Origin of the sequence: Streptomyces sp. T028, assembly GCF_048159505.1 — a bacterium.
Lineage (GTDB): Bacteria > Actinomycetota > Actinomycetes > Streptomycetales > Streptomycetaceae > Streptomyces.
In genome coordinates, this window is the sequence record NZ_JBLRVZ010000002.1 from 126527 (window position 1) to 140778 (window position 14252).

Consider the following 14252-nt stretch of genomic DNA (forward strand, 5'->3'; position numbering starts at 1 on the left):
ACCTCTTACGTGCGTCTAACGGCCCGCACAGTCGGTGCCGCCACCATCACGGGCATGGAGTCTCGCAGAGCTCGTCGCGGTCGCCGCGCCCGCCCGTCCAGGCGCCGTTCCCTCCTCTACACCGCGCTCGCCACCGTGGCCGTCCTCGGCGCCACGGCGGGCGGCACCGTCTATGTGAAGGCGCAGGCGCACTCCGGTGAGGGGGCCGTATCGTCGTCCTCCGCGGAGCCGTCGGCGTCCGCGTCGGAGTCGGCGGACGGAGGGGTGAGCGTGGAGTCGGTGGCGGCGCCCGAGGTGGACTACGACGCGCTGCTGGCCGGGGCGATGGAGTCGGTGACCGTGCCGGACACGGCGAAGGTGTCCGTGGCCGTGCTCGACGTCGACTCCGGGGACAGCGCCACGTACGGCTCCGCCGCGTTCGACACGGCGAGCATCGTGAAGGTGGACATCCTGGCGACACTGCTGCTCCAGGCGCAGGACGCGGGCCGGCAGCTCACGGCGACCGAGAAGTCGTACGCCACCGCGATGATCGAGAACAGCGACAACGCCTCGGCGTCGGAGCTGTGGCGGACCATCGGCAAGGCGGAGGGGCTGGACGCGGCGAACGAGCGGTTCGGGCTCACGGGCACCGAGGGCGGCGACGACATGCTGTGGGGGCTGACCCAGACCACGGCCGCCGACCAGCTCAGGCTGCTCCAGCAGGTCTTCGGTGACGACTCGGAGCTGAGCGAGGCGTCGCAGACGTACATGCGGGGCCTCATGAAGCAGATAGCCGCCGACCAGCACTGGGGTGTCTCGGCGGCGGCCGACGGCTCGTCGTGGGCGCTGAAGAACGGCTGGCTGGCCAGGAGCACCACCGGGCTGTGGGACGTCAACAGCATCGGGCAGGTGACGTCCGGCGGGCGCACGTATCTGGTGGCGGTGCTGTCGAAGGGCAACGCGACGCAGGCGAAGGGCATCTCGCTGGTGGAGGCGGCGGCGCAGGCGGCGGTGTCGACGTTCGCGGACGACAGCGCGTCGGCATCGGCGTCGGCATCGGCCACCGAGTAGCCGTGCGCTGTACGGACCTCCAGGACGTCTCGTAGATCTAATAGGTCTCGAAGTTCTCGAACTCGTCCGGCTCGCGTCGGCCGCGCCACACGACGACCGCGCCGATCAGGAGCACCGCTCCGGCGCCGCCCGCGAGCGGGGCGGCCCAGCTGGAGGTGTCGTCGGCGGCGCGGGCGGTGTCGGGGCCCGTGCCGAAGTACTTCTTGCCGTAGGACGCGGACTTCAGGCCCTCCGGCTCGAGGTCACCGGCGGCCCGGATCGCGGCGGCGGGGTCGATGAAGCCGAAGCCCCGGGAGTCGTCGCGGCCGCCGGCGGGGGCGTTACGGGCGGTGTCCTCCAGGAGCTTCTTGATCTGCGCCGGGGTGAGACCGGGGTGGGCGGCCTTGATGAGCGCGACCGCGCCCGAGACGAACGCGGAGGCCGCGCTGGTCCCCCAGCCCTCGTAGTACTTCTGGTCGGGGTCGGCGATCACGACCTTCTGGCCGGGGGCGGCGACCGTGGCGTACCAGCGGCGGGTGGAGAACCAGGCGCGGGTGCCGTAGCGGTCGACGGCGGTCGCGACGATCACGCCCGGGTAGGCCGCAGGGTAGGAGATGTGGTCGTCCTTGTCGCCGCCGTTGCCGGCCGAGGCGACGACGACCACCCCCTTCTTCAGGGCGTACTGCACGGCCTCGTCCTCGGCGGGTTCCGGGTGGGCCGAGGCGGAGTCGTCGCCCAGGGAGAGGTTGATGACGTCGACACCCTGGTCGGTGGCCCAGCGGATGCCCTCGGCGAGGGCGTTGCCACGGCTGTTGCGGGCCTTGGTCCGCTGCGGGTCCTCGTCCTCAAGGATCACGCGGACGGGGAGGATCCTGGCCTCGGGCGCGATGCCCATGACCCCGTCCCCGTTGCCGTATCCGTGGCCGTGACCGGCGATGATGCCGGCCATGGCGGTGCCGTGCCGGGCCCAGGGGCGCTGTCCCTCGACGGCACCGAAGCCGACCATGTCCTTGCCTTCGAGGACGTTGCCCTCGAGGTCGGGGTGGTCGGCGTCCACGCCGGTGTCCAGGACGGCGACGGTGATGCCCTTGCCCTTGGTGGTCTCCCATGCCTCCTGGGTGTGCATGGCGTCGAGGGCCCACTGCTGGGCGCGGATGCCGTCGGCGTACGCGGGGGCGGCGGGCAGCAGGGCCACGGCGCCGGCGAGGAGACAGCAGAGCAGCCCGGCCCGGTGTTTGTGACGGCTACGACGGCTCATGAGGGCTGCTCCGAGGGCGGTGTGACGGCGGTCTTGCGCAGGCTTCGCTCGATGCGGTCGGCCAGGCCCTGGGCCTCGTTGCCGAGGCCGGCCTGGGCGGGGGCCGTGGTGGCGCCCGAGGCGGTGGCCTGCGAGGCGGGCTGCGGGCTGTCGACGGTACGGCCGTCGGCCCAGCCGGAGACGGCGTAGACGACGACCGGCGCGTCGGTGAGGACGGAGATCGTCCACGAGGCACGCTGCTTGTCCCCGAAGGACGCGGCCGCGGTGCCCTTGGCGGCGTACGGCTTCGGCATCAGGTCGGTGCGGCGGGCCAGGCCCTCCTTGTCGAAGCGGGTGTCGAGGGCGCGCATGTCGGCCGCGTCGGCGGTGGTGAACAGCAGGCCGACGGTGGTGACGTAGCTCTGGGTGGCGTCGGTGTAGGTGGCGCGCAGGAGCCGCTGGCAGCCGACCGGGGTGAGGGCCTGGCGCAGCAACGGGTCGAAGGCGTCGGCGCAGCCGCTGTCCGGGGCGACGGCGATCCGCGTCCAGGTCCGGTCGGCGCCGCCGGGCCCGGCGCCCTGGCCGTTGATGGTGACCGGGAAGAGCTCGTCGACGGGAACGTTGTGCCACAGCCCGCCGGCGGCGGCGTACGTGTCCCGCGCGCCGCTTCCCTCCGCGTCCCCGATGAGCCAACTCCCGGTGACGGCCCCGCCGATGAGGCCCAGCCCGAGCACGACACAGGCGGCGGCCACGACGGCACGCGTCCGCCGCCCGGCCGCGCGGGGCGCGTCCCCGAAACCCTCCGGCTCCCCGAACGTCACGACGGGCCGCGTGGCGCCCGGGGCACCGCCGGGGGCCATGGGGGCACTCCAGGAAAGAGCGGGGTCGGGCGAGACCCCGCCGGCGCCGAGGGGGACGGTGGGCCGGGCGGGGGCGCCCTGTCCCGTGGCGGAACCGGGCGGGGCACTCGCGGAAGCGCTCGGCCCGGCGCCCTGTCCGGTGGCACGGCTGGGCGGAGCGCTCGGCGCCGCAGGGGCGGGGATGTGGGCGAAGGAGCCCGGAGCGGACTTGGGACGCGGGGGCGTGTTCGGCGCGGCGGTGGGGCGCGGGGGCGTGCTGGGCGCGGCCGTCGGACGCGGGGGCATGCTGGGTGTGGCAGGGGGGCGGCCGGAGCCGGCTTGCCCAGCCGTGGGGCCTGCGGGGGCGCCCGGCCCGGCATCACCGAACGCGGAGGGCCGAGCGGAGGCGTCCGCCCTGGCAGCGGGGCGCGTCGCGGTTCCCGACCCGGAGGCGGGGCGCATGGAGGTGTTCGGCCCGGCATCGGGACGACCCGAGGCTCCCGGACCGGTGGCGGGGCGGCCGGAGGCCCCCGGACCAGCAGTGGGACGCACGGAGGTGTTCGGCCCGACGTCCGAAAGCCCCGAGGCTCCGGGACCCTCAGTGGGACGGCTGGAGGCTCCCGAACCCATAGCGGGACGGGCCGAGGCCCCCAGCCCGGAGACGGGACGCACGGACGCCCCCGGACCGGCATCGGGACGCACGGACGCCCCCGGACCGGCATCGGGACGACTGGAGGCTCCCGGCCCCATAGCGGGACGGGCGGAGACGTTCGGCCCCGAGGCGGAGCGCACAGACGTCCCCGGACCGGCATCGGGACGACTGGAGGCTCCCGGCCCCATAGCGGGACGGGCGGAGACGTTCGGCCCAGCATCGGGACGACCCGAGACGCCAGGCCCCGTAGCGGGACGGCCGGAAGCTCCCGCACCCGTGGCGGGACGCCCGGAAGCTCCCGCACCCGCAGCGGGACGGCCGGAGACGTTCGGCCCAGCATCGGGACGACCCGAGACGCCAGGACCCGCAGCGGGACGCCCGGAAGCTCCCGCACCCGCAGCGGGACGGCCGGAGACGTTCGGCCCAGCATCGGGACGGCCCGAAGCGCCGGGACCCGCAGCAGGGCGGCTGGGGGCTCCCGGACCGGTGGCAGGGCGGGCGGCGGAGGTGCCCGGCGCGGAAGCGGGACGCACAGAGGTCCCCGGCCCGGCGCCGGGACCGGCATCGGTGGCAGGGTGAGCGGAGGTGCCCGGAGCGGGAGTGGGGTGCGTGGGGGGTGTGGGGCGGGTGGTCGTGTTCGGGGTCGGCGCGGGGGGCGTCGGGGCGGGGTTTCCGGCCGTGGGACGGGTGGTGGGTTTCGGGGGCACCGTCCTGGGCGCCGGCTGCGGGACGGTGAAGTCGGGGGGCGGTACGGCGGAGGTGGGCGACCAGGCCGGCTGGGAGTCCGCTTCGGCTGCCGCCGACTGCGCGGAGGCGGCCCGCCGGACGGACGCGGCGCCCTCCCGCGCCTCCGGCTCCACGCCCACACTCGGGCTGGGGACCCAACTGCGGGGCAGAGGGCTCCAGGCGCTGCCGGAGACGGGAGCGGTGGGACGCGAGCCGATGCTGTCGACGGGCTCGGCGGGACGCGCGCCGAAGAAGTCGGAGGGGCGGGGAATCGACGAGCCCGGGGTGTGGGGGTTACCCGGTTCGGCGGCTTCCGGGGCGCGAGCGGCGCCGGGACCGCCGGGGCGCGCGTCGGCACCGCTTCCCGCACGGCCGGTGCCGCTTCCCGCACGGCCGGTGCCCGGGGTACCGGCGCGCGAAGTGTCGGAACCCTCCGGGGCCGAGGACCTGCGCGGCGCCTCGGTGTCGGCCGTGCCGCACGGTCGGTACGTGGGTGAGCCACTGCCCGGGCGGGAGGCACCGGGGACGCCGGGCGTCCGTGAGGTGGGCGACGCGGGGGGCTGCGGCCGGGGAGGCGCGTCGGGGAAGCGGGCGGACGCGGGAGGCGGAGGCGGCGCGCTCGCGGGGTCCGTACGGAAGGGGGAAGGAAAGCGGGACGCAGGGTCCGAGGCGCCCTGGGCAGGCGTCGAGGTGCCCCGTCCGGGGGCCTCCGGGGAGGTGTTCCCCTCCTGGCCGGCCGACGGGGCGTACGGGCGGACCCAGGGGGCCGGGATCCTCGGGGACCTCGGGGTGGTGGCTCCGGTGGGACGGGCCGGCCGGGTTCGCGGGGCGGTGTTCCGCGCCCCGGCCGCGCCTGCCGTGCCCTCGGTACCAGGCGTAACGTCTCTGCGGTTCACACCGCCGCCCGCGCCACTCACGTCACCCGCACCATTCACGCCGTACGTGCCGTTCTCGTCGGCGCCGGACGGCCTCCCTGTGTCGTTCGCGGGTTTCTCCCCGAGTGCGTCGCTCTGCTGGTCCTCCCCGCTCTCGCCCGCCGTGGGCGGCTGGGGTGGGAGGGGTGGGACGTCCGGGCGCGGGGGGATCGAGGCGCGGCGTGCTTCCGTACTCATGCACCCCCCGTTTCCTCTGGCCCGGGCCGTCGTTCTCGTACGCGGGCCGTCCTGCGCGTGCCCGGGCGGCCCGTGCGGACACGGTCGTCCGTTCAGGCACGCATACCCGCGCGAAGGGAGCGGCATCCCGGCGCGGATCTCCGGCCGGAGCCGTCCTCCGTGCGTGCGCGTCACTCTACGGCTTGTTGCCGAGCGAACGGGAACCAGTCCGGGACCCGTGGGGCATCTGCCCGGAACATCCCCCTACCCTGCGGTAATCGAGTCTGGCAGGCTTCGTTCATGACTGCGCGCGCCGCCGACCGGGCCCGTTACGACCGGGCCACCGAGCATCTCGACGCCCCTCTCGCGATCGTCGACCTGGAGGCTTTCGACGCCAACGCCGGGGACCTCCTCCGCCGGGCCGGCGGCAAGCCGATCCGTGTGGCCAGCAAGTCCGTGCGCTGCCGGACCCTGCTGGAGCGCGTCCTCGCGAAGGACGGCTTCGCGGGGATCATGTCGTTCACCCTGGCCGAGTCCCTGTGGCTGGCCCGCTCCGGCTTCGACGACATCCTGCTCGCCTACCCCTCCGCCGACCGCGCCGCCTTCGCCGAACTCGCCGCCGACCCCAAGCTCGCCGCCGCCGTCACGGTCATGGTCGACGACGTCGCGCAGCTCGACCTGATCGACGCGGCGCGCGCCGGCGGTACCGAAGTCGTGCGGGTCTGCCTGGAGTTGGACACCTCGCTGAAGCTGCTCGGCGGCCGGGTGCGGGTCGGCGCCCTGCGTTCCCCGCTGCACTCCCCCGCCCAGGTCGCCGAGGTGGCACGGGCGGTGGCCCGGCGGCCGGGGTTCAGCCTCGTGGGGATCATGGCGTACGAGGGTCATATCGCCGGTGTCGGCGACGACGTGGCGGGGCGGCCCTTCCGGTCGCGGGCGATCCGGCTGATGCAGGCCACGGCCCGCCGTGAACTCGCCGAGCGGCGCGCCGCGGTGGTGCGCGCGGTGCGGGCCGTCGCCCCGGACCTGCAGTTCGTCAACGGCGGCGGCACCGGCAGTGTGCAGCACACGGCCGCCGAGGACGCGGTGACGGAGATCGGCGCCGGGTCGGGGCTGTACGTGCCGCGGCTGTTCGACAACTACACGTCGTTCACAGGGCGTCCGGCCGCCCTGTTCGCCCAGCCCGTCGTACGGCGGCCGGGGGTTGGGGTCGTGACGGTCCTCGGCGGCGGCTACCCGGCCTCCGGTGCCGCCGGGCCCGACCGGCTGCCGGTGCCGTACCTCCCGGAGGGGCTGCGGTACGACTCCCAGGAGGGCCCCGGCGAGGTGCAGACCCCGCTGATCGGCTCTCCCGCCGACGATCTGCTGATCGGCGACAAGGTGTGGTTCCGGCACGCGAAGGCCGGTGAGCTGTGCGAGCGGTTCGACGTGCTGCACCTCGTGGAGGGGGACACGGTCACGGCGACCGTGCCCACCTACCGCGGCGAGGGCCACACCTTCCTGTGAGTCCTACAGGGGCGTCACGTACGCCCCCCGCGATCCCGCCGTCCACCAGGAAGTCGGTGGCGTTGACGAACGAGGAGTCGTCGCTGGCCAGGAAGGCCACGGCCGCGGCGATCTCCTCGGCCTCGGCGAACCGGCCGACCGGGATGTGCACCAGTCGCCGGGCGGCCCGCTCCGGGTCCTTCGCGAACAGCTCCTGAAGGAGCGGGGTGTTGACCGGTCCCGGGCAGAGGGCGTTCACACGGATACCCTCCCGCGCGAACTGCACCCCCAGCTCACGGGACATGGCGAGGACACCGCCCTTGGAGGCCGTGTACGAGATCTGCGAGGTCGCCGCCCCCATCCGCGCCACGAAGGACGCCGTGTTGATGATGGAGCCCTTCCCCTGGCGCTGCATGTAGGGGATGGCGGCCTTGCAACACAGGTAGACGGAGGTCAGGTTGACCTCCTGGACGCGCTTCCAGGCCTCCAGTCCGGTCTCCAGGATGGAGTCGTCGTCGGGCGGCGAGATGCCCGCGTTGTTGAAGGCGATGTCGACACTGCCGTAGGTGTCGTACGCCGTCTTGAACAGCTCCTCGACCTGCTCGGGGTCGGTGACGTCGACCTTCACGAAGGTCCCGCCGATCTCGTCGGCGACCGCCTTGCCGCGCACCTCGTCGACGTCGCCGCAGACGACGTGCGCGCCCTCTGAGGCGAGCCGGCGGGCGGTGGCGAGGCCGATGCCGCTGCCGGCCCCGGTGATGACGGCCGTCCGGCCGACGAGGCGACGGCACACAATCTGTTCGGTCACTGTGCGGGGCCCTCCGTGCTGGTTTCCGTGCTGATGAAGACGTTCTTGGTCTCGGTGAAGGCGGTCAGGGCGTCCGGGCCCAGCTCACGGCCGACACCGGACTGCTTGAAGCCGCCGAACGGGGTCCAGTAGCGGACGCTGGAGTGGGAGTTGACGGACAGGTTCCCCGCGCGCACGGCCTGCGAGACGCGCAGGGCGCGGCCCACGTCCCGGGTCCAGATGGAGCCGGAGAGGCCGTAGGGGGTGTCGTTGGCGAGCCGGATCGCGTCCGCCTCGTCGGTGAAGGGGAGGAGGACGGCGACGGGGCCGAAGATCTCCTCGCGGGCGGCGTCGGAGTCGGGCGCGGCGCCGGTGAGGACGGTCGGCGGGAACCAGAAGCCGGGCCCGTCCGGGGCACCGCCCCGCAGCCCGGGGGCGTCGTCCGGCACGAACGACCGTACGCGGTCCACCTGTTGACGGGAGATCAGCGGCCCCATCTGGGTGCCCTCGTCGGCGGGGTCGCCGACCACGACGGCGGACAGCGCGGCGGCGAGCAGCGCGGCGACCTCGTCGTGGACCGACTCCTGGACGAGGATCCGGGTGCGGGCGCAGCAGTCCTGGCCGGAGTTGTCGAGGAAGGAGAAGGGGTCGACGGCGGCCTTGAGGTCGGCGTCGGCGAAGACGACGTTGGGGCTCTTGCCGCCGAGTTCGAGGGTGACCGGCTTGACCTGGCGGGCGCAGCGCTCCATGACCTCGCGGCCGGTGCGGGTGGAGCCGGTGAACACGATCTTGGCGACGCCGGGGTGGTCGACGAGCGCGCGTCCGGTGACCGCGCCGTACCCGGGCAGGACCTGGAACAGCCCCTCGGGCAGGCCGGCTTCGAGCGCGAGTTCGGCGAGCCGCAGGGCCGTGAGCGGGGTGGTCTCGGCGGGCTTGAGGACGACCGCGTTACCGGCCGCGAGGGCCGGGAAGGAGCCCCAGGCGGCGATCGGCATGGGGAAGTTCCAGGGGGCGATCACCCCGACCACGCCGAGCGGCTCGTGGAAGGTGACGTCCCAGCCGCCGGGGACCGGGATCTGCCGGCCGGTGAGGCGTTCGACGCCGCCGGCCGCGTACAGCAGCAGGTCGCGGGCGTTGCCGGCCTCCCAGCGGGCGTTGCCGAGGAGGTGTCCGGCCTCACGGACCTCCAGCCGCGCCAGCTCCTCCAGGTGGCTGTCGACGACGTCGGCGAACCGGCGCAGGAGACGGGCGCGGTCGGCGGGCGGGAGCGCGGCCCACTTCCGCTGTACGCCGGTGGCGCGTACGACGGCGGCGTCCACGTCGGCCGCGTCGGCCGCGGGGACGGTGGCGACGACGTCCTCCGTGGCCGGGTTCAGGACGATGAGCTCGTGCGGGTCGGACAAGAGATGACCTTTCACAGGCGTTCGAAGGAGCGGCGCAGCTCCCAGTCGGTGACCGCGGCGTCGAAGGCGTCCAGCTCGACGCGGGCCATGTTGCGGTAGTGGGCGACGACCTCGTCGCCGAAGGCGGCCTTGGCGACCGGGCTGTTCTCCCACAGCTCGGCGGCCTCGCGGAGCGTGGTCGGGACGTGCGCGTAGTCGGCGGTGTAGGCGTTGCCGGGGCAGGCCTCGGGCAGTTCCAGCTGCTGCTCGATGCCGTACAGCCCGGCCGCGACCAGTCCGGCGACGGCGAGGTGCGGATTGACGTCCCCGCCGGGCAGCCGGTTCTCGAACCGGAGCGAGCGGCCGTGTCCTACGACCCGCAGGGCGCAGGTGCGGTTGTCGTGGCCCCAGGCGACGGCTGTCGGGGCGAAGGAGCCCGGCTGGAAGCGCTTGTAGCTGTTGATGTTGGGCGCGTAGAGGAGCGAGAAGTCGCGCAGGGCGGCGAGCTGGCCCGCGAGGAAGTGCCGCATGGTGTCGGACATGCCGCTCGGGGAAGCGAAGGCGTTGTCGCCGTCCGCGTCCGCCAACGACAGGTGGATGTGACAGGAGTTGCCCTCGCGCTCGTTGAACTTGGCCATGAAGGTGAGCGAGACACCCTCCTGCGCGGCGATCTCCTTGGCGCCGGTCTTGTAGATCGCGTGCTGGTCGCAGGTGACCAGGGCCTCGTCGTAGCGGAAGGCGATCTCGTGCTGGCCGGGGTTGCACTCGCCCTTGGCGGACTCGACGGTGAGACCGGCTCCGGCCATCTCGTTGCGGATACGGCGCAGCAGGGGCTCGATCCGCCCGGTCCCGAGGACCGAGTAGTCGATGTTGTACTGGTTGGCCGGGGTCAGCCCCCGGTAGTTCGCGTCCCAGGCCTGCTCGTAGCTGTCCTTGAAGACGATGAACTCCAGCTCGGTGCCGACCTGGGCGGTGAGGCCGTGCTCGGCGAGGCGCTCCAGCTGCCGGCGCAGTATCTGGCGCGGGGCGGCGACGACGGGTGAGCCGTCGCTCCAGGCGAGGTCGGCGACCAGCATCGCCGTACCCGCGTTCCAGGGCACGCGGCGCAGGGTGGACAGGTCCGGGTGCATGGCGAAGTCGCCGTAGCCCCGCTCCCAGGAGGACATGGCGTAGCCGTCGACGGTGTTCATCTCGGTGTCGACGGCGAGGAGGTAGTTGCAGCCCTCGGTGCCGTGGTGGAGGACCTCGTCGAGGAAGAACCGGGCGGCGAACCGTTTTCCCTGGAGACGCCCTTGCATGTCGGGGAAGGCCAGGACGACAGTGTCGATCTCGCCGCTCGCGACCAGGGCGTGCAGTTCCTCGGCACTGAGCGGGGGTGTGCGGTCTGCCACGGGAAGGGCCTCCTTCGACTTCCTCGGCTTCCTCGGCTCCCTCGGCTTCTTCGGGCGGGCCGGGAGCCATAAGGTATTGCCGAGAACCATTGCTTGGGAAGGGGGCACGGCCAGATGGCGGTGGACGCGGACGGCGGCCTGGCGGACCGGTTGACTCCGGTGCTGCGGCCGGTGCGCGCGGGGAACGGCTTCGAGGAGGCGCTGGAGCAGATCCTGCAGGTCGTACGGCTGGGTCTGGTGCCCGGGGGCGAGCGGCTGCCGGCCGAGCGGGACCTGGCGGAGCGGCTCGGGATCAGCCGGGTGACGCTGCGCGAGGTGCTGAAGGTGCTCCAGGACCAGGGGCTGGTGGAGTCCCGGCGGGGCCGGTACGGCGGAACGTTTGTCCTGCCGCGCGCGGACGCCGGCGGCGAGGACGAGCTGCGGCGCAGGATCGCCGAGGTCGACATCGAGGACGTCCTGCGCTTCCGCGAGGTGCTGGAGGTCGGCGCGGCGGGACTGTGTGCCGCGCACGGCCTCACGGACGAGCAGGCGGACCGGCTGCGCGACGCCCTCGCCCGGACCGCGGACGCCCCGCTGGCCGACTACCGGCGCCTGGACACCCTGCTCCACCTCACGCTGGCCGAGCTGTGCGGCTCGCCCTCGCTGACGGCGCAGTACGCGGCCGTCCGGGCGAGCGTGAACGACCTGCTGGACTGCATCCCGCTCCTTGTGCGCAACCTGGAGCACTCGCAGCGCCAGCACACCGCGCTGGTCGAGGCGGTGCTGGACGGGGACGCGGACGGGGCCAGGGAGATGATGCGGGAGCACTGCGCGGGGACGGCGGCGCTGCTCAGGGGGTTCCTCGCATGACATGCTATTGGTCTGGAGACGGTCCATTGCGGGGGCGGGAGGACACATGACGGACGGCGGGCGGCCGCTGATCGGGGTCAGTACGTATCTGGAGGCCGGGGCGCGCTGGGGCGTGTGGGAGCTGGACGCCGCGCTGCTGCCGGCCGGCTATCCGCGGCTGGTCCAGCGGGCGGGCGGCCTGGCCGCGATGCTGCCGCCGGACGCTCCGGAGCACGCGGCGGCGACGGTCGCCCGCCTCGACGGCCTGGTGATCGCGGGCGGCCCCGACGTCGAGCCGGTCCGCTACGGCGCCGAGCGCGACCCCCGTACCGGCCCGCCGGCCCGGGAGCGCGACGCGTGGGAACTCGCCCTGATCGACGCGGCGCTGGCGGCGGGCGTGCCGCTGCTGGGCATCTGCCGGGGCATGCAGCTGCTGAACGTGGCCCTCGGCGGCACGCTGACGCAGCACGTCGAGGGGCACGCGGAGGTGGTCGGCGTGTTCGGCGGCCACCCGGTCAAGCCGGTCCCGGGCACGCGGTACGCCGCCGCCGTCCCGGAGGAGAGTTCCGTACCCACGTACCACCACCAGGCCGTCGACCGCCTCGGCGCCGGTCTGATCCCGAGCGCGTACGCGGTGGACGGGACCGTGGAGGCGGTGGAGCCGTCCTCCCCCGACGGCTGGGTCCTCGGGGTGCAGTGGCATCCGGAGATGGGCGAGGACCTGCGGGTGATGCGGGCGCTGGTCGAGTCGGCCGTGGCCGCTACGACCGCTTCCACCGCCTCCTGAGCCAGGCGAGGGCCGCCTCGCCCTGGGCGCGCTGGAAGGCGCGCAGGGTGGGCAGACCGGGCGGGGAGGGGCGCAGCGAGGACGCGACGAAGTAGCCGGCCAGCGCGGCCAGCGCCACGGTCACCGCGTCCGGGTCGGCGTCCCGGCCGCACGGGTGCGTGGTGAACAGCTCCTCCGGGTCCGGTCCGCCCTGGGCCCGTACGCAGGGCAGCATGACCAGCAGGTCGAACCAGGGGGCGGCGCGTACGGCGTGCGGCCAGTCGACGAAGACGACGCGGTCGTCGGCGGTGAGCAGGATGTTGTCGGCGCGCAGGTCGCCGTGGGCGAGGGTGTCGCCGGCGGTGGCGTCCGCCCAGTCCGCGGCGAGGTCGGCGAGGGCCGGGAGCCGGTCGCGGGTCCAGGGGTCGAGGCCGGGGCGGAGCCGTTCCGCCTCCGGCGCCGTCAGCCGCTCCCAGCCCGCGAAGGACTCGGTGAACGACTCGGCCGCGGGCGGGGCCGGGACGGGGGCCGGGGTGAGGGCGCGGCCCAGATCGGCCACCGCGTCCAGCACTCGGCGCAACTCCGGTTCCTGCCAGGGGACATGGGGCTGGCGGCCGGGGACCTCCTCGAAGACCAGGGCGACCCAGGTGCCGTCGTCGTAGGTGCCGAGGAGGCGGGGGGCGGGGACGGTGGGCGGGAGGGCGGCGGCGTTGCGGGCCTCGGTGCGGTGGAGGTCGGGGCTGTGGGGGTTGGCGTCGGCGCTGACCGCCTTGACGAAGGCGCGGTGGCCGGTGGCCGTACGGAGGCGGGCGGCCACGCCCGGGGAGAAGCCGCCGGGTTGGGTGGTGGCGTGGGTGACCGGGGCGCCCAGGAGGTCGGCAACCGCTGTGCGGACGGGGGTGGGGAGGGCTTCCCAGGGGGTGCGGGTGCCTTCGGCGGGTGGGGCGGGGGTGGTCATGGGCCATGGTGGCCGGGGGGCGTCTTCGGCCGCCAACGTTTTTCGCCGGCTTTCCTCCCAACCGAGTCGGGTGGTGGGTGGGCATAGGCCGGGTCCAGGGGGCGGAGCCCCCTGGGACGGGCCGGTCAGCCTCGGGTCAGGGACAGCAAGTCCCTGGCCGGCCCCGTGGGGCGGTGTCCGGTCGGCCACACGGCTCGGAGCTCGCGGGCAAGGGCCAGCCCCTCCACCGGGACGCCCACCAGGCGTCGTAGGGACAGCTCCTCGCCGACCGCCAGTTCGCTCAGCACCGCAGGCCCCGCACCGCTCACCGCCGCCGCCTTCACGGCCGTGGTGGAGGAGAGCTCGATGAGAGGTCGGGCCAGTCCGCCCAGGGCGGTGTCCAACACCTGCCGCGTACCCGAGCCCTTCTCCCGGAGGATCAGCGGCGTCGAGGCCAGCTCGGCGGCGGCCAGTGCCCTCCGACGGCGGGCCCAGGCGTGGCCGGGCGCGACCACGACGATCAGGCGGTCGTGGGCGATGACCGCGGAGTCGAGGCCGGTCGGGACCGTGAGCCCCTCCACAAACCCCAGATCCGCCTCCCCGGACAGCAGCCGCTCCGCCACCGCCGCCGAGTTCCCGGCGTGGAGGGACACAGCCGTGTCGGGGCGGCCCTCGCGGAGCGCGACCAGCCACCCGGGCAGCAGATACTCCGCGATCGTCATGCTCGCCGCCACCCGCAGCCGCGAGTCCCGCCGGTCCCGTAGCGCCTGCGCCCCCGCGTCGAAGGCCTGCGCCGCCTCCACGATCCGCCGCGCCCAGTCCGTCACCAGCGCCCCGGCGTCGGTGAGCCGCGACCCGCGCGGCGAACGGTCCACCAGCGCCACCCCGAGCTGCCGCTCCATGGAACGGATCCGGCTGCTGGCGGCAGGCTGGGTGATGCCCAGCTCGCGCGCCGCCGCCCCCAGACTGCCCAGCCGGGCCACGGCCAGCAGCAGCTCCAGAGCCCCGAGATCCGGCACGCGATGGGCGAGGGAACCGGTGACTCCGGGCTGTTCCTCCGACATCCCCGCCACCTTCCCCGCACCCAAACTCATAAGCCCAGTTT

General features: G+C 74.2%; 10 protein-coding genes and 1 pseudogene. 4 read left to right on the forward strand and 7 right to left on the reverse strand.

Annotated features, from left to right (window positions below):
- Positions 1-54 precede the first annotated feature (54 nt).
- On the forward strand, positions 55-1050 hold the full coding sequence (locus ACLZN2_RS02110) for a serine hydrolase (RefSeq protein WP_416976572.1): 996 nt from the start codon (positions 55-57) through the stop codon (positions 1048-1050).
- 37 nt (positions 1051-1087) lie between these two features.
- On the opposite strand, the gene mycP is transcribed toward ACLZN2_RS02110, so the two are convergent.
- Positions 1088-2287: a type VII secretion-associated serine protease mycosin gene (gene mycP, locus ACLZN2_RS02115; RefSeq protein ID WP_416976573.1), complete on the reverse strand. Its 1200-nt coding sequence runs from the start codon at positions 2285-2287 to the stop codon at positions 1088-1090.
- A complete protein-coding gene (locus ACLZN2_RS02120; protein WP_416976574.1) occupies positions 2284-3411 on the reverse strand; it encodes a hypothetical protein in 1128 nt (375 codons plus the stop codon). The genes mycP and ACLZN2_RS02120 overlap by 4 nt, the downstream gene beginning before the upstream one ends.
- A 2463-nt stretch (positions 3412-5874) precedes the next feature.
- On the opposite strand from ACLZN2_RS02120, the gene ACLZN2_RS02125 reads away from it, so the two are divergent.
- Positions 5875-7077, forward strand: coding sequence for an amino acid deaminase/aldolase (locus ACLZN2_RS02125; RefSeq protein ID WP_416976575.1), 1203 nt, complete (start codon positions 5875-5877; stop codon positions 7075-7077).
- A gap of 3 nt (positions 7078-7080) precedes the next feature.
- Here ACLZN2_RS02125 and ACLZN2_RS02130 read toward each other — a convergent pair.
- The 3 genes and pseudogenes from ACLZN2_RS02130 to ACLZN2_RS02140 all read right to left on the reverse strand — a co-directional run bounded on the left by ACLZN2_RS02130 (position 7081) and on the right by ACLZN2_RS02140 (position 10616).
- Positions 7081-7864, reverse strand: a pseudogene (locus tag ACLZN2_RS02130) (3-oxoacyl-ACP reductase).
- Entirely contained in the window at positions 7861-9246 is a 1386-nt protein-coding gene (locus ACLZN2_RS02135; protein WP_416976576.1) for an aldehyde dehydrogenase family protein, read from the reverse strand. The pseudogene ACLZN2_RS02130 and the gene ACLZN2_RS02135 overlap by 4 nt, the downstream one beginning before the upstream one ends.
- Before the next feature lie 11 nt (positions 9247-9257).
- A complete protein-coding gene (locus ACLZN2_RS02140) occupies positions 9258-10616 on the reverse strand; it encodes a glutamine synthetase family protein (protein ID WP_416976577.1) in 1359 nt (452 codons plus the stop codon).
- Positions 10617-10730: 114 nt separating this feature from the next.
- On the opposite strand from ACLZN2_RS02140, the gene ACLZN2_RS02145 reads away from it, so the two are divergent.
- Both ACLZN2_RS02145 and ACLZN2_RS02150 read left to right on the forward strand, forming a co-directional pair.
- Positions 10731-11465 (forward strand): FadR/GntR family transcriptional regulator, encoded by a 735-nt coding sequence (locus ACLZN2_RS02145; RefSeq protein ID WP_416976578.1) that lies wholly within the window; start codon positions 10731-10733, stop codon positions 11463-11465.
- Positions 11466-11511: 46 nt separating this feature from the next.
- Complete coding sequence (locus ACLZN2_RS02150; RefSeq protein ID WP_416976579.1) at positions 11512-12231, forward strand: gamma-glutamyl-gamma-aminobutyrate hydrolase family protein; 720 nt, start codon at positions 11512-11514, stop codon at positions 12229-12231.
- Here ACLZN2_RS02150 and ACLZN2_RS02155 read toward each other — a convergent pair.
- Both ACLZN2_RS02155 and ACLZN2_RS02160 read right to left on the reverse strand, forming a co-directional pair.
- The gene (locus tag ACLZN2_RS02155; protein WP_416976580.1) at positions 12206-13168 is read right to left on the reverse strand and encodes an aminoglycoside phosphotransferase family protein; all 963 of its coding nucleotides are present in this window, start codon (positions 13166-13168) and stop codon (positions 12206-12208) included. The genes ACLZN2_RS02150 and ACLZN2_RS02155 overlap by 26 nt on opposite strands.
- 125 nt (positions 13169-13293) lie before the next feature.
- Positions 13294-14211 carry a LysR family transcriptional regulator gene (locus ACLZN2_RS02160; protein ID WP_416976581.1) on the reverse strand — a complete coding sequence of 306 codons (918 nt, stop codon included), beginning with the start codon at positions 14209-14211 and terminating at the stop codon, positions 13294-13296.
- Between the last annotated feature and the right edge of the window lie 41 nt (positions 14212-14252).